Annotated in this window: 15 protein-coding genes and 1 tRNA gene; 10 read left to right on the top strand and 6 right to left on the bottom strand. The window is 70.4% G+C overall.

Going from position 1 to position 20,422, the window contains the following annotated elements:
* Window positions 1-2: 2 nt before the first annotated feature.
* Entirely contained in the window at window positions 3-341 is a 339-nt protein-coding gene (locus tag LR269_RS03665) for a PadR family transcriptional regulator (protein WP_231429345.1), read from the bottom strand.
* A gap of 345 nt (window positions 342-686) precedes the next feature.
* Between LR269_RS03665 and LR269_RS03670 the strand changes: the two genes are divergently transcribed.
* A complete protein-coding gene (locus tag LR269_RS03670; RefSeq protein WP_231432227.1) occupies window positions 687-8,876 on the top strand; it encodes an SdrD B-like domain-containing protein in 8,190 nt (2,729 codons plus the stop codon).
* Window positions 8,877-8,947: 71 nt separating this feature from the next.
* Here LR269_RS03670 and LR269_RS03675 read toward each other — a convergent pair whose 3' ends face one another.
* Both LR269_RS03675 and LR269_RS03680 read right to left on the bottom strand, forming a co-directional pair.
* On the bottom strand, window positions 8,948-9,646 hold the full coding sequence (locus LR269_RS03675; protein ID WP_231429346.1) for a TrkA family potassium uptake protein: 699 nt from the start codon (window positions 9,644-9,646) through the stop codon (window positions 8,948-8,950).
* Window positions 9,639-10,919: a TrkH family potassium uptake protein gene (locus tag LR269_RS03680; RefSeq protein WP_231432228.1), complete on the bottom strand. Its 1,281-nt coding sequence runs from the start codon at window positions 10,917-10,919 to the stop codon at window positions 9,639-9,641. The genes LR269_RS03675 and LR269_RS03680 overlap by 8 nt, the downstream gene beginning before the upstream one ends.
* Before the next feature lie 295 nt (window positions 10,920-11,214).
* Between LR269_RS03680 and LR269_RS03685 the strand changes: the two genes are divergently transcribed.
* From LR269_RS03685 to LR269_RS03695, 3 genes are all read left to right on the top strand, one after another.
* Window positions 11,215-11,694 (top strand): DUF3237 domain-containing protein, encoded by a 480-nt coding sequence (locus LR269_RS03685; protein ID WP_231429347.1) that lies wholly within the window; start codon window positions 11,215-11,217, stop codon window positions 11,692-11,694.
* Window positions 11,695-12,067: 373 nt separating this feature from the next.
* On the top strand, window positions 12,068-13,009 hold the full coding sequence (locus LR269_RS03690) for a CorA family divalent cation transporter (RefSeq protein WP_231429348.1): 942 nt from the start codon (window positions 12,068-12,070) through the stop codon (window positions 13,007-13,009).
* A gap of 122 nt (window positions 13,010-13,131) precedes the next feature.
* Window positions 13,132-13,527, top strand: a complete 396-nt coding sequence (locus LR269_RS03695) for a VOC family protein (protein WP_231429349.1) — start codon at window positions 13,132-13,134, stop codon at window positions 13,525-13,527.
* Between the two features lie 31 nt (window positions 13,528-13,558).
* Here LR269_RS03695 and LR269_RS03700 read toward each other — a convergent pair.
* Window positions 13,559-13,629, bottom strand: a tRNA-Gly gene (locus tag LR269_RS03700).
* A gap of 119 nt (window positions 13,630-13,748) precedes the next feature.
* Here LR269_RS03700 and LR269_RS03705 point away from each other — a divergent pair.
* From LR269_RS03705 to LR269_RS03720, 4 genes are all read left to right on the top strand, one after another.
* A complete protein-coding gene (locus tag LR269_RS03705; protein ID WP_231429350.1) occupies window positions 13,749-14,603 on the top strand; it encodes a hypothetical protein in 855 nt (284 codons plus the stop codon).
* 31 nt (window positions 14,604-14,634) lie between these two features.
* Window positions 14,635-15,240, top strand: coding sequence for a dCTP deaminase (gene dcd / locus LR269_RS03710; RefSeq protein WP_231429351.1), 606 nt, complete (start codon window positions 14,635-14,637; stop codon window positions 15,238-15,240).
* 105 nt (window positions 15,241-15,345) lie between these two features.
* On the top strand, window positions 15,346-15,999 hold the full coding sequence (locus tag LR269_RS03715; protein ID WP_231429352.1) for an RNA polymerase sigma factor: 654 nt from the start codon (window positions 15,346-15,348) through the stop codon (window positions 15,997-15,999).
* Between the two features lies 1 nt (window position 16,000).
* The gene (locus LR269_RS03720; protein ID WP_231429353.1) at window positions 16,001-16,810 is read left to right on the top strand and encodes a hypothetical protein; all 810 of its coding nucleotides are present in this window, start codon (window positions 16,001-16,003) and stop codon (window positions 16,808-16,810) included.
* A 210-nt stretch (window positions 16,811-17,020) separates the two neighbouring features.
* Here LR269_RS03720 and LR269_RS03725 read toward each other — a convergent pair whose 3' ends face one another.
* Window positions 17,021-17,353: a hypothetical protein gene (locus LR269_RS03725; protein ID WP_231432403.1), complete on the bottom strand. Its 333-nt coding sequence runs from the start codon at window positions 17,351-17,353 to the stop codon at window positions 17,021-17,023.
* Here LR269_RS03725 and LR269_RS03730 point away from each other — a divergent pair.
* The gene (locus LR269_RS03730; protein ID WP_231432229.1) at window positions 17,270-18,574 is read left to right on the top strand and encodes an HNH endonuclease signature motif containing protein; all 1,305 of its coding nucleotides are present in this window, start codon (window positions 17,270-17,272) and stop codon (window positions 18,572-18,574) included. The genes LR269_RS03725 and LR269_RS03730 overlap by 84 nt on opposite strands.
* A 134-nt stretch (window positions 18,575-18,708) precedes the next feature.
* On the opposite strand, the gene LR269_RS03735 is transcribed toward LR269_RS03730, so the two are convergent.
* The gene (locus LR269_RS03735; RefSeq protein ID WP_231429354.1) at window positions 18,709-19,617 is read right to left on the bottom strand and encodes an alpha/beta hydrolase; all 909 of its coding nucleotides are present in this window, start codon (window positions 19,615-19,617) and stop codon (window positions 18,709-18,711) included.
* Window positions 19,618-19,732: 115 nt separating this feature from the next.
* Here LR269_RS03735 and LR269_RS03740 point away from each other — a divergent pair, with 115 nt between their 5' ends.
* The gene (locus tag LR269_RS03740) at window positions 19,733-20,413 is read left to right on the top strand and encodes a TetR/AcrR family transcriptional regulator (RefSeq protein WP_231429355.1); all 681 of its coding nucleotides are present in this window, start codon (window positions 19,733-19,735) and stop codon (window positions 20,411-20,413) included.
* Window positions 20,414-20,422: the final 9 nt, after the last annotated feature.

Here is a 20,422-nt window from a genome sequence, read left to right on the forward strand (position 1 = left end):
GGTCACTTCTCCAATTCGTCGGTCGTGTGGAGCTGTTCGATGCGTTCTGCCAGGAAGCTCCACGTCCTCCAGAACTCTTCGAGTTCGCTGTGCCCGCGCTCGTTGAGCGAGAACACCTTGCGCGGCGGGCCCTTCTCGGAGGGCACCTTCTCGACGTCGACGAGCCCGCGCTGCTCGACCCGCACGAGGAGGGCGTAGATCGTGCCCTCGGCGATGTCGGTGAAGCCGCGCTCGCGCAGCCGTGCGGTGATGTCGTAGCCGTAGGCGGGCGCCGTGGCGAGGATCGCCAGGACGATGCCCTCGAGCGTGCCCTTGAGCATCTCGGTCATCTGCTTGCCCATCAGGCCACCCCCTTCTCTGTTCTCTCGGTGCTAGCTATTCAGTGTCGCTGGTAATCAGCGTTGCTGAGTACCACTAGAAAGTAACACTGAGTACCGGTACTTAGCAACACCGAATAGCAAGTTTCTCGAGATTCTTCTCGAGACACCGCCCGGATGCCTCGCCGAGCCGCCGTCTCGTCGCGAGGAATTCTCGTGCCGGCGTAAGGAAACGTGTCGCGACGACTCCTCACTTATGACAGGTGTTCTGCGCGAGGGGGCTGCAGCATGGATGTTGGGGGCAAGGGGTCGGCGGTCACGACCCCCGACGAGGTCTCAGTGGTTCGTCGAGGGACCCGCTTGGCGGCGGTGTTCATCGCGGTACTGGCGATGGTGGCGAGCCTCTTCCTGCCGTTCGCCGGCGACGCTGCGCGCGCGGCCGCCGGCAGCCTGATCAGCGGCACCGTGTGGGCCGATGCGAATCGCGACGGCCTCCGGACGGCTGACGAGTCCGTCAAGGGCGGCGTCACCGTCCAGCTGCTGTCGGGGCCGACGGGTCCCATCGTGGGCACCACCACGAGCGCCGCGAACGGCACCTACAGCTTCGCGAACGTCGCGGACGGCGCGGTCTACGTGCGCGTCATCGCTCCCGGTGCGCACCGCTTCCCCGACACCGCCTCAGGGCAGAACGTGTTCACGCGAGCCGAGGTGCCCACCACCGGCAATCCGGAGCGCGGCATCACCGGTCCGATCACGATCGCCGGCGCGACGCAGGCCCCGAACCGCGACGCTGGGCTGCAGCCGATCGCAACGCTCGAGGTCGACCGCCTGCAGATTCCGAACTCGTGCGAGGGGTACGCGACGACGGGTGCTCCGCCGTGGGATGCGACGGACGGGCCCGGACTGGACACGGGGCCCGGCAACTGCATCGTGCGCGTCGGCGACACGGTGCTGCAGAACTACTCGGTGTCGCTGACGGGCCTCCCCACCGGGGTCAGCGTGCCGAACGTCGTCATCGAGATGACGATCGACCCGGTCTCGAACCCCGACGACCCGAGCGATGTCGCGGACTCCCGGCTCCAGTTGGCCGGCCCCGGCACCAACGGGCTGCCTGCGGGATGCCTCGCGGCGGCGAACGGGGCGAACCCGCCGTCGTCGGCGACGACGAACGCCGACGGGTCGATCACGGTCGTGTGCAACCTCGGGCCGATGTCGTCGAACGTCGGCAGCGTGCAGCTCGCGTACCGGTTCGCCGACGACACGCCGATCCCGGGCTTCGCGTCGGTCACGGCCAGCGCCTACGCGGGTCAGGACGACGCCGCTCCGTCGAACACCGTCTCGGGCCCGGTCATCGAGGTCACCGGCACCGCGGAGTGGGAGGCGAAGAAGTCGCTGCAGGCCGCTCCCGGCGCGACGACCCGCACCATCAACGGCGTGGTGACGCCCGGATTCCGGGTTCAGTACTGGATCGACCTCCTCAACCTCCGCGGTGCCGGTGGATCCGACCTGCAGTGGCCGATCACGTTCACCGACCGGATGACGAAGTTCCCGAACGCGGTCATGACCTTCTGCCTGCCCCGCCGCCTCGACAACATCGGACTCAGCAGCGGCTGGACGATCACCTGTCCGATCGACGAGGCGGCCGGCGCCGACGGCTGGACGATGACGGCCAGCAAGCCGTCGAACTCGCCGTACGACAGCACGCGCATCCTGGTGGAGGTCTTCGTGCCCACCGAGGACGCGTACCGCTCGGTGGACCCGACCTGGCAGCACGGCGACACGCCGCCCACCGGAACGGTGTCGTGGGAGAACCACGTCGAGGACACCGACGGCTGGCACATGACCGGCGGACAGCCGAACAACCCTCCGGGTGGCGTCGGCCCCGGCTTCGAGGCCGGTTGGGACGGTACGACCGCGAGCGGCGACAACGTGGTGCCTCGTCAGTTCAACATCACCGAGCCCCGGTGGGACCTGTCGAAGACCAACACCGGGAACGTCTCGTTCCAGGAACGGGACCTCGACAACAACCCCGCCACCCCTGCGGTGCCCGGATTCCAAGTCGTCTACCAGTTCAGCGTCAACGAGTCGAACGGCAACATCCTCAGCGCCAACATCGACCAGATCGCGTTCAAGGATGTGATGCCGGACTGGCCCGGTGCCGTGCTCACGGGCTGCGTGGGCCACTCCGGAAACTTCAACACGGGCACCCCGACGTGCGAGACCGGGGTGCAGCCCGCGGACGGCTGGGACATGAGCTTCACGCCGAACGCGAACGGCAACAACACCAAGACCAACACGTGGCAGGCGATCTTCTTCGTCCCGACGCCGACCGTGCCCGACCCGTGCCGGGCCAACGTGAACGACACGCTCTCGTTCCGCAACGAGGCGCGTGAGACCGATGGCTGGACGGCGGACGACTGGCCCATCAACGACACCGGGTTCGAGCCCGGCTGGGACGACACGACCGCGACCGGCAACAATGTCTCGACCCGCACCTTCAACGTGCGCAGCACGGTCAGCGACTGCGGCACGATGCAGGGCAACAAGCAGTACGAGGGCATCGCCGGCGGCCTCAACGACTGGAACCAGTTCTCGCTCGGCGACGTCGTCAACTCGCACGTCTGGACGACGGCGACGACCAGCCGCATCTCGGTCACCGACCCGGTGGTGTGCGACGTGTTCGACGTGTCGGTGTGGCGCGTCTCGGGCAACCCGCTCACCCCGGTCACCGGCGCTGACCCGAACCCGCACCTGCAGGCGAACCCGACCAACCCGAACTTCGATCGCAACGACTACGTCATCGAGTACGCGGTGGGCTCGAACACCGTCGATACGCAGACGGGCACGGGCAACGGGCTCGACAACACCGCGAACGTGACCGACGTGCGGGGGTGCCGCGATGACGACGGCCCGTGGACCACGGACCCCGCGGCGACCTTCGGAGCCGACTGGCGCGACGAGGTCAACATGGTGCGGGCCAGGCCGGTGAACGCCGGCCACGTCGAGGTCGGCCCCTTCACCCTCGGGCTGTACGTTCCGCTGCAGTCGCGCTGGCAGTACAACGGCGGGCCCAACGCGGGCGAGGACATCCCGCAGGGCGTGCTGCTGAACAACTCCGGAAGCTGGCCCGAGACCAACCAGGACGGCGGCATCGTCTACGAGGACGTCTCGCGGCAGCTCGCGGCGAACCTCCCGATCACGGGCTACAAGTACTTCACGAACGAGGCCGGCAACGCGTGGGCCGACAACACGACGGTCGCCTCGGGGCAGCGGGTCCAGTCGTGGGCGGGCCTCGAGGTCGACTGGTCCGGCATCCGCAACACCGGCACGGCCCGCGGTGTCCAGGCGCCCGGTGCGCCGGACGCCATCGGGTTCCCGATCGACAACCCCATGGTCTGCGACACGTTCGACGTGTCGGTGTTCCAGCTCGACGCCCCCGCCACGTTCACGGCGCAGGGCCGCGCCACCGCATCCGAGTACGTCATCGAGTACGGCGTCGGCACCAATGCCGTCGACACCCAGGCGGGCGCGCAGGTCGGAGGGCTCTACCCGGTGGACCGCACGTCGCTCATTGGCGACAACACCGGATGCCGTGACGACGCCGGCCCGTGGCACACCGACCCCGCGCAGTTCGGCGCCGACTGGCGCGACCAGGTCAACATGGTGCGGATCCGTCCCGTCGAGCCCGACCACGTCGAGCACTCGGCGTTCCGGCTCGACCTGCGGATGTTCCTGCGGGCCCGCGGGTCCTACAACGGCGGCCCGAACGACGGGGAGCCGCTGCTGACGGGCATCCGCCTCTCGAACGTCGGCGGCTGGTCGACCGGCCCTCGCGGTGAGGACTGGGCGACGATGCAGCAGGAGGTCCGATACCAGGGACTGCGCCTCATCGTCGCGAAGTCCGCCGGGCAGGCGACGTACCTCCCGGGTCAGGACGCCATCTGGAACCTCAGCGTCGGCGTCAACGACGCCGCCGTGGGCGCCGTGGTGGAGGACCTCCGGCTCGTGGACACCGTCCCGGCCGGCCTCACCTACAACGAGGCCTGCACCGAGAGCAGGCTGCCCGCCGGGGTGACCGTCAGCTACAACGCGGCGACCCGCGAGGTGACGTTCCTGCTCGGGGACATCACGACGACCGCAGCCAACTACTGGATCCGCACCGGCGCGACCGCGCTGCAGCTGTGCGCGACGCTCGAGACGGTCGCGCAGCCCGGCGACACGTACGTCAACCAGGTGCAGGCGATGTCGGACACCGCTGAGAACGCGCCCACGGCGACCGCCACCACCATGGCGACCGGGTCGGGTCAGCTGGGGCTGGTCAAGGGTGTCGACAAGCCGTTCGTGGCGAGCGGCGAGGAGTACACGTGGTCGCTCGACTGGGGCAACTCGTCGACGGTGATCTCCTTCCTGCCGACGGACGTCATCGACGTGCTGCCGTGGAACGGCGACGGGGCCAACGGCATCGGATCCGCACGCGACCAGTTCGCCTCCTCCTACCAGGGACTGGCGCGGCTGACGGGCCCGCTCGACCCGCCGACCTACGTGCGCAAGCTCACGGGCGATGTGCCGGGCACCTGGTACTACGCCACCGCGGACCCGTCGACGATCAACCACGACCCGCGCAACGCGGCGAACGCGAACCCGGCCACTGCCGGCGGCCTGTGGAAGACGGCTGCGGAGATCACCGACTTCGACGACGTGACGGCGGTGCGGTTCGTCTCGTCGACGGCGCTCGACACGGGAACCCGCGTGCGAGCGCTCATTCCGATGGTGTCGACGAGCAACGACCTCGACAACCTCTACGTGAACCGGGCGCAGATCTACTCCGCCACCTTCCCGAACCAGCCGCTGCTGTCGAACGAGCCGTACGTGCAGATGCCGGGCTTCTCGGTCGGCGACCTCGTCTGGTTCGATCGCGACGGCGACGGACGCTACACCGACGGCGTCGACGACCCGGTCGTGGACGTCGTGGTGGAGCTGCTCGACGGGAACGGCGACGTCGTCGCGACCGAGCGGACCGACGCCGACGGTCGCTGGTCGGTCTCCGCGATTCCCGCCGGAACGTACTCGGCGCGGATCCCGGCGACGGAGTTCCGTGCCGGCGGGCCGGTCGAGGGCTACGTTCCCGCGCTGACCCGCAACAGCGACTCGAACGACGAGAACGAGAACGTGTCGAACAACAACACCGACACCCGCGATCCGGCCGAGACCGGCCTGACGAGTGCGCCGATCACGCTCGCATACCGGTACTCGACCGGCGCAGACCCGCGTCTGATCGGCGCGAACGGACCGATCAACGACGACGTCGCGGATCTCGCGCCGCCGCTCCTGGCGCCGGAGTTCACGAACTTCACGATCGACCTCGCGCTCGCCGACGTGCCGGCGGTCGATATCGTCAAGCGGACGAACACGACGGACAACAACGAGCCGACCGGTCCGTTCGTCGCAGTCGGCGGCACGGTGAACTGGACGTACACGGTGACGAACACCGGCACGACCGACCTCGTCGACGTGACCGTCACCGATGACATGCTCGACGACGACGCGGCGCAGATCGACTGCGACGGCACCGGCAGCAACGTCGTCGCGGGGCCGCTGGCGCCGGGTGCGGTGTTCGAGTGCACGGCATCGGGCACGGCGACGGCCGGTCAGTACGAGAACCTCGGCAGCGTCATCGGCCGAGGGCCCGACACGGTCGACGAGAACGGCGAGCCGATTCCGGGGCCCGAGGTGGGCGATGAGGATCTCGACCACTACTTCGGTGCAGAGCCGGCGGTCGACATCGAGAAGCACACCAACGGTGTGGAGGCCGATGAGCCGACCGGTCCGTCGATCAACGCCGGTGATGAGGTGGTGTGGACGTATCTCGTGGAGAACACGGGCAACGTCGACCTGACCAACGTCACCGTGACCGACGACCAGGTCGACGCGGCCGACATCGACTGCGGCGACGGCACGAACGTCGTGGCCGGCCCCCTCGCTCCGGGAGAGACGTTCGAGTGCACGGCCACGGGCACCGCGACGGCCGGCCAGTACGAGAACCTCGGCACGGTCGCGGCGCTCGGCCCCGAGACGACCGGACCGGATGGCGACCCGCTGCCGCCGGAGGAGGTCGGCGATGAGGATCTCGACCACTACTTCGGTGTGGACCCGGCGGTCGACATCGAGAAGCACACGAACGGCCAGGAGGCCGACGAGCCGACCGGCCCGCTGGTCGAGGTCGGCGGGCCGGTGGTGTGGACGTATCTCGTGGAGAACACGGGCAACGTCGACCTGACCGACGTGACGGTCACCGATGACCAGGTCGATGCGGGAGATATCGACTGCGGCGACGGCACGAACGTGGTCGCCGGTCCGCTGGCGCCGGGCGAGACGTTCGAGTGCACGGCGACCGGCACGGCGACGGCCGGCCAGTACGAGAACACCGGCACCGTCGCGGCGCTCGGCCCCGAGACGACGGGACCCGACGGAGACCCGCTGCCACCGAAGCAGGTCGGCGACGAGGACCTCGACCACTACTTCGGCGCAGAGCCGGCGGTCGACATCGAGAAGCACACGAACGGCCAGGAGGCCGACGAGCCGACCGGTCCGGCGATCACCGTGGGTGATCAGGTCGTGTGGACGTACCTCGTGGAGAACACGGGCAACGTCGACCTGACCGACGTCACCGTGACCGACGACATGCTCGACGATGATGCGGCGCAGATCGACTGCGACGGCACCGGCGGCAATGTCATCGCCGGTCCGCTCGCCCCGGGCGAGACGTTCGAGTGCACGGCGACCGGCACAGCGACGGCCGGCCAGTACGAGAACACCGGCACCGTCGCGGCGCTCGGGCCGGAGACGACGGGGCCGGATGGCGACCCGCTGCCGCCGGAGGAGGTCGGCGATGAGGATCTCGACCACTACTTCGGTGTGGACCCGGCGGTCGACATCGAGAAGCACACGAACGGCCAGGAGGCCGACGAGCCGACCGGCCCGCTGGTCGAGGTCGGCGGGCCGGTGGTGTGGACGTATCTCGTGGAGAACACGGGCAACGTCGACCTGACCGACGTGACGGTCACCGATGACCAGGTCGATGCGGGAGATATCGACTGCGGCGACGGCACGAACGTGGTCGCGGGGCCGCTGGCGCCGGGCGAGACGTTCGAGTGCACGGCGACCGGCACGGCGACGGCCGGCCAGTACGAGAACACCGGCACGGTCGCGGCGCTCGGCCCCGAGACGACGGGGCCCGACGGAGACCCGTTGCCGCCGGAGGAGGTCGGCGACGAGGATCTCGACCACTACTTCGGCGCAGAGCCGGCGGTCGACATCGAGAAGTCGACCAACACGGAGGACGCGGACGAACCGACCGGCCCACTCGTGGCCGTCGGCGGCCCGGTCCGCTGGGTGTACCTCGTGGAGAACACGGGCAACGTCGACCTGATCGGCATCACCGTGACCGACGACCAGGTGGCGGCGTCGGAGATCGACTGCGGCGACGGCACGAACGTGGTGGCCGGCCCGCTCGCTCCGGGCGAGACGTTCGAGTGCACGGCGACCGGCACGGCGACGGCGGGCCAGTACGAGAACCTCGGCACGGTCGCGGCGGTCGGGCCGGAGACGATCGGGCCCGACGGCGAGCCCCTGCCGCCGAAGGAGGTGACCGACGAGGACTGGTCGCACTACCTCGGCGCCGAGCCGGCGGTCGACATCGAGAAGTCGACGAACGGCGTCGACGCCGACGAGCCGACCGGCCCGTACGTCCCGATCGGCGACGCCGTGACGTGGACCTACGTCGTGACGAACACCGGCAACACTCCGCTGACGGACGTCGTCGTCACCGACGACCAGGTCGCCGCCGACCAGATCGACTGCGCCGGAACGGGGAGCAACGCGGTCCCCGGCCCGCTCGCCGCCGGGGAATCCGTCGAGTGCACGGCGACCGGGGTGGCGACGGCCGGCCAGTACGCCAACCTGGGGTCGGTGACGGCCACACCCCCGCCGACGACGGGCGTCGACGGCGAGGAGGTTCCGCCTGGACCGCCGGTCACGGATGAGGACTGGTCGCACTACTTCGGCGCAGTCGACGCACTCGACCTGACGAAGGAGGCGGTCGACCCCGATCAGGTGTCGGGCGAGGGCGACGTCATCACCTACGAGTTCACGCTCACCAACGAGGGCAACGTGACCGTGACCGACGCCGAGATCGTCGACCAGATGGAGGGGCTCTCGGAGCTGACCTACGACTGGCCGGGCGAGCCGGGCGTGCTCGAACCGGGTCAGTCGGTGACGGCGAGGGCGACCTATGCGGTGACCTCGGCCGACGTCGCGGCGCAGGAGGTGGCGAACACCGCGTTCGCCGTCGCGAGCCCGCCCGACGGTGACGACCCGGTGGTCGCACCCGCGGTCACCGAGTACGTCGACGTGCCGCCCGCTCCGCCCGCCGGCCTGGCGGCCACGGGCTTCGAAGCCGGTGCGCCCTGGGCGTTCGGGGGCGCACTCGTCATCGCCGGAGGCATCCTGTTCGTCATCACACGCCGCCGGAAGGACCGGAACGGGACACCCGCCCGCTGAGACGCCCCCGGACGACCGCGCCCCCAACCCCTTCAGCGGGGCGCGGTCGTCCGGGTGGTCCGCCCGTCGGCTCAGCGCAGCTGCGCGAACGCCTCGGCATTGGCGGTCGGGCCGACCACGAGGATGGTGTCGCCCTCGTGCAGCACGGTCGCGTTGTCGGCGTTGCGCCAGGCCTCGTCGCCGTGCTGGAACGCCGCGATCGTGATGCCGTGGCTCGCGCGGATGCCGGTGTCGCCGAGGCGCTTGCCGTGCAGCACCGACGGCGCGGCGGTCTTGACGAGGGCGTACCCCGGTGCGACCTCGATGTAGTCGAGCGCCGCGCCCCGCACGAGGTGGGCGACGCGGCGTCCCATGTCCTTCTCCGGGTAGATGACGTGCTGGATGCCGAGCTGCTCGAGGATGAGCCCGTGCCGATCGTCGACGGCCTTCGCCCAGATCACCGGGATCTTCATGCTCAGCAGCACGGAGCAGGTCAGGATCGACGCCGAGACATCCCCGCCGATCGCGACGACGACGCGGTCGAACTCGTCGATCGCGAGTTGCCGCAGCGCCTCCTCCTTCGTGGAGTCGGCGCGCACGACCTGCGTGAGCTCGCCGTTGTGGGCCTGGACGAGTTCTTCGTCGAGGTCGATGCCGAGCACCTCGGTGCCGCCCGCCATGAGCTCGATGGCGAGCGAGCTGCCGAACCGGCCGAGCCCGATGACGGCGACCGAGTCGGCCTCGGCGATGCGGCGAGCGGGGTCGCCGCCGAAGATGGGGAACCTAACCAATGGCCGGCCTTTCCTTGGGGAGTTCGTAGAGGAGGCGTCGATCGCGCAGCGCGATCGCGCTGCCGAGCGTGAGCGGGCCGATCCGGCCCAGGAACATGAGCAGGACGAGCACGACCTTCGCGGCATCCGGCAGGTCGGCCGTGATGCCGGTCGACAGGCCGACCGTGCCGAAGGCCGAGACCGCCTCGAACAGCACGCGGTCGAGGTCGAGGCCCGTCATCAGCAGCAGCACCGCGGTGCCGGTGACGACCGCGGCGACGGCGATGAGCACCACGGTGATCGCCTGCCGGTGCACGGCGCGGCTGAGCCGCTTGCCGAAGATGTTCACGGATGCCTCGCCCCGGAGCTCGGTCATCATGATGAAGAAGAGCACCGCGAACGTCGTGACCTTGATGCCGCCGGCGGTGCCCGCTGGGCCGGCGCCGATGAACATCAGCACGTCCATGCCGAGCCAGCTCGCGTCGTGCATCGCGCCGATGTCGATCGAGTTGAAGCCGGCCGTGCGGGTCTGCACCGATTGGAAGAAGCCGGCGAGCAGGCGTGCCGCCGGGTCGAGGCCGCCGAGCGTCTCGGGGTTGTCCCACTCGATGAGAGTGAGGTAGGCGGTGCCCGCCACGAGCAGCACGACCGTGCCCCAGAGCACGAGCTTCGTGTTCATCGTCCAGTGCAGCGGCCGGCGGAATTCCTTGCGCAACTGCATGATCACCGGGAAGCCGAGGCCGCCGAGGATGATCGCCGCCGAGATCGGCAGGCAGATCCAGGGGTCGGCGACGAAGCCCATCAGGTTGTCGCTGTACAGCGCGAAGCCCGCGTTGTTGAAGGAGGAGACCGCGAGGAAGCCGGCGTGCCAGGCGGCCTCGCCGAGGCTGTACCCGTAGCCGAAGAGGAAGCGCAGGCCGAGCAGCAGGAAGATCGCGAGCTCGATCGTGAACGTGATCTTCACGATGCCCCGCACGAGCCCCCGCACGTCGGCGAGGCCGGTCGCCTTCGCCTCGGCCGCGGTGTTGAGCCTGGAGCGCACCGAGATCTTCCGTGCGAGCACGAGGCCGATGAGCGAGGCGAAGATCATGATGCCGAGGCCGCCGAGCTGGATCAGCAGCATGATCACGACCTGCCCGAACGGCGACCAGTACGTCACGGTGTCGACGACGGTCAGCCCGGTGACGCACACGGCGGATGTCGCGGTGAAGAGCGCCTCGACGAACGAGGCGCCGCCCGGCCCGGCCTTCGAGATCGGCAGCATCAGCAGTGCGGTGCCGCCGAGCACGGCCATCGCGAAGCCGGCCACGACGGTCTGGGCCGGATGCAGGCGGAGGGAGCGAAGGCGCCCTCGACGCTTCAGGGCCGACGGTGCGGATGGTGCCACGGGCCAACTCTAGAGCGATCGGATGCCGTTGCGGGTGAGGTCGTGGGGCGTCGGCTCTGATCGCAGCGCTCGGCAGGGAAGCGTTGGGACGATTCGACGGCACAGGCTGGGTGGTACGCAGTCGATGGCCACGGTGACGCGCTCGAGCGCGATGATTGCGAGAGAACAGAGCCTCCCCGAAATGAACGGAGCCACCCCACCCATGGCGACCTCGCTGATGGAACCCGCCTTCGAGTACTGCTTCGAGCTGCGCTGCCAGGTCGACGAGGAGCTGCCGCTCGGCGGGTCGACGCCGGGGGAGGGGCGGCACTTCGCCCGTGTCTCGGGCGGCACGTTCGACGGGCCCCGGCTGGGCGGTGTCGTGCTGAACAGCGGCGGCGACTGGTGGGTCGGTCGCGGGCTCGTCGTCGAGCTCGACGCCCGCTACGTCATCGAGGCCTCGCTCGATTCGGGCCCGGCCGCCGTCGAGGTCGTGAACCGGGGCATCTGGCGCACCGACGAGGCGACCTGGGCGCGCATCGAGGCCGGCGAGGACGTGGCCGAGCAGGACCTCTACTACCGCACCGCGTTCCAGTTCCGCACCGACCACCCCGAGCTGCAGTGGCTCACCGAGTCCCAGTTCGTCGGGTACGCCCGGGCCGAGCCGGGCTTCGTCATCATCCGCGTGTTCCGTCTCGTGTGAGCTGGGGGGCCCACCTCGTGGGTGCCTCGGCCGGGCCATCCCACCGCGGCGCTTCGTGCAGAAGATCGAGACGGCCGCGACCGAACCCGCCGACCCGCGCGGGCGCGCCCGCTGACGGTCGCGACCGTCAGCGGAAGGTGTCCGCGAGGGCCTCGAGCGCTTCGACCAGGTCGGCGCTCGCGCTCCCCTTGCGTGCCGCGCTGTCGAGCTGAGCGACGACCGACCGGTTCGCCGCCGACAGGGCGGTGGGAAATCGCTAGCCCGCTCGGGCGCCGACGGCAACCCCGTGTGCGGAACACCGTCGCGCGCCTACGGTGAGGGTGGCGAATCCGGCGCGGAGACGGCGCACCGGGACGCAGAGACGAGGTCGATGATGCCTGAGATGCTCACGGGCGCGGGCGTCTGGGTGCGGGTCGTCAACCCGGATCCGGGCGAACTCGAGCGGCTGAGGGAGCGGTTCGGCATCCACCCGCTGATCATCGCCGATCTGGTCGAGGGGCGTCAGGCTCCGAAGCTCGAGCGGCTCTCGGGCCACCTCTACCTCAACCTCTGGGACGTGGACCGGAGCGGTGACGACCCGGCCACGCACACCGACATCGCGCTGGTCTTCAACGACCACGAGTGCCTGGTCGTGCAGAACGGACCCGAGGACGAGCTCCGCGATATCGAGGCGCTGCTGCTCGCCGACGCCCTCGTGCCGGTGACCTCGCCGATCTCGGGCGTCTACCGCATCCTCGACGCCGTCGTGCAGGACTTCGTCGAGCTCGGTGCCGGGGTCGAACGCGAGCTCGAAGAGGTCGAGGAGGAGGTGTTCGACAGCAGCATCCGCGAGGACTATCGGCGCATCTACCGCCTCCGGCAGCGCATCGGCCGGATCGACCGGGCCGTGTCGGGGCTCGCCGAAGCGATCACGGCCGATCGCGGCGAGTTCGAGGCGATGATGGCGTCCGAGCCCGCACTGCGCGCCTTCTTCACGCACCTCGAGCACGACGTGACGGGGGTGGCGAAGCTCGCCACGGCCGAACACGCCGCCCTCGACGCGGTCGTCTCGAGTCACGAGAGCAATGTCTCCACCCGGCAGAACCAGGACATGCGCACGATCTCGGCCTTCGCCGCCCTCCTCGCGATCCCGACGGTGATCGCGGGCGTCTACGGGATGAACTTCAAGAACCTGCCGCTGGTGCAGTGGGAGTTCGGCTGGCTCGTGGTGGGCATCGCGATGGTCGCCATCGACATCGTCGTCTACGTGCTGTTCCGGCGCCGCGGCTGGCTGGGCGATCGCCGAGGCGAGCGTGCGAGGCCGGCGGCGCGGTGAGGTCGACGTGCACGTGTCGTGCATTCCGGCGCCGGCATGGCTGGTGAGCGGGCCCACCCCGCGGGTAACGTCGGCGGGGTGACCTCGCGCCGAACGCCGGGGGCGACCGACGAAGGAGAGCAATGGCCTCGCAGATCGACGCGATCAACATCACCGCCCGCGACCACGAGTCGCTCGGCGCCTTCTGGCAGGCGCTGCTCGACCTGAAGGAGGACCCGAACGATCCGAACAACCCCGGCGACCCCGTGACGGTCTACCTCACTGAGCCGGTGACCATCCGGGTCTACATCCAACCCGTCGACGACGGCAAGGAGTTCGCGCCCCGGATGCACCTCGACCTCTCACCGGTCGGCACCACGCGGGATGCCGAGGTCGAGCGACTCATGGAGCTGGGCGCGACCGTCGTCGCCGACCGGCGCCGTGAGAACGGCTCCGGCTACGTCACGATGAGCGACGTCGACGGCAACGAGTTCTGCGTGCAGCGCAGCGCCGAAGAAGTCGCCGCGAGCGGGCGCTGAGGTCACGCGGCCGGTGATCCGGCCGATCCAGAGCCGATGACGGGAATCGAACCCGCGCTGTCTGCTTGGGAAGCAGAAGTTCTACCATTGAACTACATCGGCGCACGCCGCTCGGCGACGTGGAACTCATCCTAACAACGCCGACGTGAATCGCCGCATCCATTCGGTGAGGTCGGGCACGAATGCCACGCCAGGCATGCACGCTGCAGCAGGATGGCGATATGCGCGCATCGAAGCACGTCATCATCGGGGGGATCGCGGCGGCGCTCGTCGTCGCGCTCGCCGGCTGTACGGCCGGCGTGGGCGCGACGGACGGCGCCGGGGCCGCCGAGCCAGAACTGCTGGAGCAGGCGGCGGCGCTTGCGCAGGACGTCGGCTTCGTCTCGCAGTCGATCGGACTCGATCGGCCCGAGGACGCCATCGCCGCGTACGCGCGCCGAGCGACGCAGGAGTTGCCGGCCACGGGCGTCCCCGATCGCGGGAATACGTCGGACTGGGGCCCGGTGCCCGATACGGCGACGCCGTTCCGGCTCGTCGCGATCGAGCCCGAATCGGATGCCGCGTGGGAAGAGCCGGTCGGCGCACTCGTGCTCGCGAGCCGCATCACGGAGGTCTCGGCGAACGACGACCCCGAACACGACTTCTGCGTGCGCCTCCGGTTCGACCGCTGGGGCGTCATCGACGGCGGGGTCGAGAAGACGTCGTGCCCCGACCCGCTCGTCGAGGTCGAACCGCCCGCCGACGAACGGCCCGTGGTGCCCGAGGCGGCCGAGGCCGTCGCGATCGAGGTGCTGACCGGCGCGGGCGATGCGAGTGCCGACGAGCTCGAGGCATCCATCACCGCTCGGCTGGAGGGCGAGACCGACGGTCGCGCGCTCGCGCCGGTGGAGGTGCTGCGGGACGGCGACCGCCTGGGGCTCGCCATGCGCGACGCCGACGACTGCCTGCTCGTGCGCTCGGCCGATGGCGTGGTCGAGCGCCTGCACGTGTCCGACGTCCTGCTGCAGGACGGCGAGCTCGGCTGCGGCGCTGACACGGCCCTGCTCGCCGACGATCAGTTCCCGACCACGCACTGAGGCGGAGCCGGGGCCTCGGTAGGCTGGGCGCGTGCTGCTCTCCGACCGCGACATCCGTTCAGAGTTCGAACTCGGCCGCATCGCGCTCGAGCCGAGCGATCCGTCGATGCTGCAGCCGTCGTCGGTCGACGTGCGGCTCGACCGGTACTTCCGGCTCTTCGACAACCACAAGTACCCGTACATCGACCCGGCGGAAGACCAGCCAGAGCTCACCCACCTGATCGAGGTGAAGCCCGACGAGCCGTTCATCCTGCACCCCGGCGAGTTCGTGCTGGGATCGACCTACGAGCAGGTCACCCTGCCCGACGACGTCGCCGCGCGGCTCGAGGGCAAGAGCTCGCTCGGCCGGCTCGGCCTGCTCACCCACTCGACCGCGGGCTTCATCGACCCTGGGTTCACGGGGCACGTCACGCTCGAGCTGTCGAACGTCGCGACCCTGCCGATCAAGCTCTGGCCGGGCATGAAGATCGGGCAACTCTGCTTCTTCCGCCTGTCGTCGCCGGCCGAGCGACCCTACGGTTCGGCCGAGTACGCGAGCCGCTACCTCGGCCAGCGCGGGCCGACCGCGTCGCGGTCGTTCCAGAACTTCCACCGCACCGACGTGGGCGTCACCGACGCCGGCGCGAAGGGCGAGTGACGGCACCGAACCCGACCGTGCGTCGCAGGGCGAGGATGCCTCGTGCCTTCGTCGCGCGTCACGCCGAGTGCGGCACGCAGTCGGCTGCCCTACACTCTTGCGACCATGGGCGATTTCGACGGGGTGCTCGCGCACTCGGCCTCCCGGGGCTGGGCGATGCCGCGGGCCGCGAGCGGCGGCGCTGAGGCGGCCGACGGGTTCGAGACGGTGCTGCTCGCGGCGAAGGCCGGGGCGCCGTGGGCGTCGGCCGAGCTCTGGAACGCGCACGCCGGTGCCGTCGCGGGCTTCCTGCGGGCGCGGGGCTCGGCCGAGCCCGACGATCTCACGAGCGAGGTGTTCCTGGCCGTGTTCGACGGGCTCGACCGATTCGAGGGCGGCGCGGCGGAGTTCCGGGCCTTCGTGTTCACGATCGCGTACCGGCGCCTCGTCGACGAGCTGCGCCGCCGCGCGCGGCAGGCGCCGAGCGAGGAGTGGGCCGATGAGCTCGACCCCCGGCGGGCGGCCAGCGCCGAGGACGAGGCGCTGGGTCGCATCGGGGATGTCGCGGCGCTGGCCACGCTCGACGGGCTTCCGCCCGACCAGCGCGACGTGATGGTGCTGCGCATCATCGGCGACCTCACGGTCGAGCAGGTCGCCGCCGTGCTGGGCAAGCGCGCGGGTGCGGTGAAGGCGCTGCAGCGCCGGGCGCTCACAGCGCTTCGAAAGAAATTCCCCGCAGGGCGTACCCCTGCGGCGACCTCCGGCGATAGCAGGGAGTGAGATGAGCAACCACCGCATTCACGACGACGAGGCCGCAGCCCTGCTGCGCGGCGATGTGCCGCCGCGGCGTGCCGACCTCGCGGGCGTCGCCGACGCCGTGGCCGGCTTCCGGCTCGCGGCCGGGCAGGCGGCGCCGCAGCCGTCGGCCGAGTTGCTGGCGCGACTCGACGCCGACCGCGTCGCGGCGGGCTCGATCTCGTTCGACCCGAACGCAACGACTGCGGCGACGAGCCAGACCCCCAGTGGCTCGTCGCCGAAGATACGGAGAAGAAGAGTGGCATTCACGGGAATCGCCGGGCTCGGCCTGGCAGCGAAGATCGCGATCGGTGCGGCGGCGGCGACCGCCGCAGGGCTCACGGGCGTGGGCGCCGCCGGCGCTGCCGGCGTGCTGCCGGCACCGGCGCAAGAGGTCTTCGACGGCGTCACCGGCCAGCAGGAGCCCGGCGGCGAGCACATCAGCGACACGGGCCGCGAACACCGCGAGTTCGGCCAGCAGACCGCCGAGGATGCTCGCGAGAAGGGCGCCGACCGGCGCGACGCCGCCCACGAGAACGCCGAGGAGAAGCGCCGGGCTGGCCTCGACAAGGCCGCCGAGCACCGCCAGAACGGTGACGCACCGGTCGTGCCCGGCGACGAGGCATCCGAGACCGGTCAGCAGGCCGCCGAAGACGGCGCCGCGAACGGCGAGGACCACAGCCAGACCGGGCAGGGGACCGCGGACGACGCGGCCTCGGCCGGTGAAGAACGCAGCGGTGACGGCCAGTCGACCGCTGACGACGCGCGTGACGGGGCCCCCACCCCCGAGCGATGAACCTCTGACGTTCTCGCACCCGTCACGACGCGACCGCGAAACGGGCTCCCGACCGGCTGGGAGCCCGTTTCGTGTCTTTGTTTGGGTGCGTGGGCGAGTGAGTGAGTGCGGGTCGGGCGGGTGCGTGCCTGCGGGCGCGCGTGCATGAGTACGGGTCGGTCGGGGGCGAGCGGGCGTGTGCGTGCCAGGTCGGTGGGGTCATCGCCCGATTCATTGTCCACAGTTTCGAATATCTCTTCGAATCCGAGCCACTTCCGGGTGGACTCGGGGTATGGCCGCAGCTGATGCAATACCCGCACTGATCGGGGTTTCAGCTGCGCTCGACGGGGTCGATGCGGTGTGGTCGGGCGCCTTGGCCGCTGGTGCCGCCGGGCCGGTCGACCCGGTCGGCGATGCGCGGTCGATGGCGACGACGGCCTGGTGCGGGTGACCGAAGCCCTGGGTGAACTCGCTCGGCGTGTGCAGGCATTGCGGGCGCCGGTCGCGGCCGAACTCGCGGCCCGCTCCCGCACCGGTGCCGACGATGATGTAGCCCGCCGGCATGGGTTCTCCTCGGCCGAACGGTTGATCGCGTCCGCGACGGGTGGCCGGTTCCAAGAGGCGGTCAAGCTCGTCGCGGTCGGTGCGGCGACCGCACCCCGGGCCGCGTTCACGGGTGAGGTGCTGCCGCCGAGGCATCCGCACCTCGCACGGGCAGTGTCGTCGGGTGCCGTGTGCGTCGACGCGGCAGATGTGATCCGCCGGTTCCTCGACGGCATCGCGCCGCGCGCCGACCGGGTCGAGCTGTCCGAGGCCGAGGCGTTCCTCGTCGATCGGGCTCCGGTCGTGGGGGTCGACGGGCTGCACCGGCTGGTGAAGCTCATGCAGGCGCGCCTCGACCCCGATGGGGTGAAGCCGCGTGAAGACGAACTGCGGGCGGCGCGCGAGTTCCGCATCTGGGAAGACGAGCACGGCATGATCCGGTTCAAGGGTGCTGCCGACCCCGTCAACGGCGCTCCGATCAAGCTCGCGATCGAGACCCTCGTCGGCGCGGAGCTCCACCGGGCGCGCGACGCGAAGCGCCCGGCTCGGGGTGAGCAGGTCGAGGCTGGAGCGCAGCGACCGTCTCGAAACCCCGCCGGTTGTGACGACGTGGTCGCCGAGCAGCGCACGATCGCCCAGATGAACCTCGACGCGCTCGCCGACATCGCCCGTCACTCGCTCAGCGCGAACGACGGGCCCGTGGCGTTGCGGCAGGCGATGGTCGTGGCCCGCGTCGACGCCGCCGCGCTCGAGTTAGGGCGCGGGCACGGCACGATCGACGGCATCGACCAGCCCGTGTCGATCCCCTCGATCGAGGAGCTCGCGATGTGGGCCGGCATCTCGCCCCTCTACTACGGCGACGGCTGCGAGACGACCCGCCTCGGCCGGTCGCGCCGCCTGTTCTCCCAGGCGCAGAAACTCGTCCTCATCGAACGCGACGGCGGGTGCGCTTGGCCGGGCTGCACTCGACCGCCCTCGCACACCCAAGCGCACCACATCCGGTGGTGGAAGCGCCACCGGGGCCGCACCGATCTCGACAACGGCATCATGCTCTGCGCACATCACCATCACCGCATCCACGACGACGGCTGGGTCATCCTCATCGAGCACGGATTCACCTGGTTCGTGCCGTCGGCGCACCTCGACCCCGACCGCCGACCACGCCCCGGCAACCGACGACTCCCATCGATCGCACCACCACCCCCCGACATCGCTGCCCGCCTCGCAAGCGTCGCCGCCTGAGCGCGACGATTCCGATGATCCTCGGAATCGTCGAGGAACGCGCCGCCCGGTGGAGCATGCGGCGTGTCGGCGTGTCGGCCCGCTGCCCGCCAGCTCGCCGGCCCGCCCGGGCCACGGGTCATCACGTACCTCGCTCAGTGACGCACAGCGGGGGTGCCGGCCGGGCTCGAGTGCGTGACCGTGTCGACGGCGGCGAGCCCGCCAGTCGCGAAGGCCGCGACCGCGTCGAGCACGGGGTCGGCGCCGAGTACGCGGACGTGCCCGAACCCCTCGGTCAGGAGCAGGCGCGAGCGATCGCCGTGCGCGGCGTGCAGGCGCACCGACTCGCTCGACGCGACCTCGCGATCGCCGCGATCGTGGGCGACGAGCAACGGCACGCCGTCGGGCAGCGGTGAGCCGACCGCGTCGAAGCGCCGATAGGGGTCGTCGACCTCGGGCAGCACGCGCCGGCTGAATCCGCGCGCGAGCGCGTCGGACGTGGCGGGACGCAACCCGAGCCGCCCCGAGAACGCGTCGACGAGGAAGCGCGCGTCGGCCATGCCGGCGATCGCCGCGACGCCGCCGGTGGCCGTGCCCTCGCGCACCGCCGTGATCGCGGCGAGTGCGCCGAACGAGTGACCGACGATCAGGTGGAATCGCCCGTAGCGCTGCTGCAACGCCTCGATCGCGGCGAGGTAGTCGCGGATGTCGGTGTGACGCCCGGCAGAGTCGCCGTTCGCGGGTGCGTCGAACGCCACGAGTCGAAGGCCCTCGGCGCGCAGCTCGCGCACGATCGGGGCGAACTGCGATGCCCGTCCGCGCCAGCCGTGCACGAGCAGCACGGTGTCGGCGCCGTGCCCCCACGAGTACGCGACGACATCGCGGCCGCGAACACGAAGACGACCGCGTTCGGCGCGCTCGTGCACGGCGCGGTCGTGTTCGCGTACGGACAGCGCCGGCCGCACCCGGCGGAAGAGCGGCAGCGCGACCTGCGCGGCGAGCCCGGGCGAGATGCGATCGGCGGCGCGGATGGCGGCGGCATGGGCGGTGAGTGCTGCAGGCATGGTGGCCTCCGAGTGGCTTCCGGCGAGGCATCCGCCGCGTTCGAAGCAGACGCCAACAATGAATACGAACGATCGTACGCTCACTATACGCACGATCGTGCGTAAAATCGAGAGCATGAGCGGAACGGATGTCGCGGTCGACGGCCGCCGGGCGCGGGGGGATGCCTCGCGCCGGGTGGTGCTCGGCCACGCCGTCGACCTCGCCTCGATCGAAGGGCTCGACCAGCTGTCGATCGGTCGCATCGCGATCGCCGCGAGCGTGAGCAAGTCGAGCATCGCGACGCTCTTCGGCAGCAAGGAGAAGCTGCAGCTCGCCGCCGTCGAGGCGGCTCGCGAGCGCTACTTCGCGACCGTCATCGCCCCCGCCCGTGAGAAGCCGCGCGGGCTGACGCGGGTCGTCGCACTGCTCGATCGCGTCGTCGCGTACTCGCACGACCGCGTGTTCCCGGGCGGGTGCTTCTTCTCAGCCGCGGCGGCCGACTTCCACGCGAAGCCCGGCGTCGTGCGCGACGCGATCACCGCGCAGCTCGACGACTGGCTCGGCTACCTCGCGGTGCAGGTGCGGTACGCGGCCGAGGCCGGCGAGCTCGACGGCATCGTCGGGGCCGACGATGCCGACCAGTTCGCCTTCGAGGTGCAGGGCGTCTTCGAGTGGATGAACCAGCTCGCCGTGATCCGCGACTCCGACGAGCCGTACGTTCGTGCCAGGCGCGCGTTCCGCGCCCGGCTCGTCGCGATCGGTGCCGACCCGGCCGTCGCCGATCTCGTGCTCCAACCGGGCGCCGCGATGCGCTGACGGTGGCGG

The sequence above is a fragment of the Agromyces sp. S2-1-8 genome, assembly GCF_021129215.1.
Classification (GTDB): domain Bacteria; phylum Actinomycetota; class Actinomycetes; order Actinomycetales; family Microbacteriaceae; genus Agromyces; species Agromyces chromiiresistens.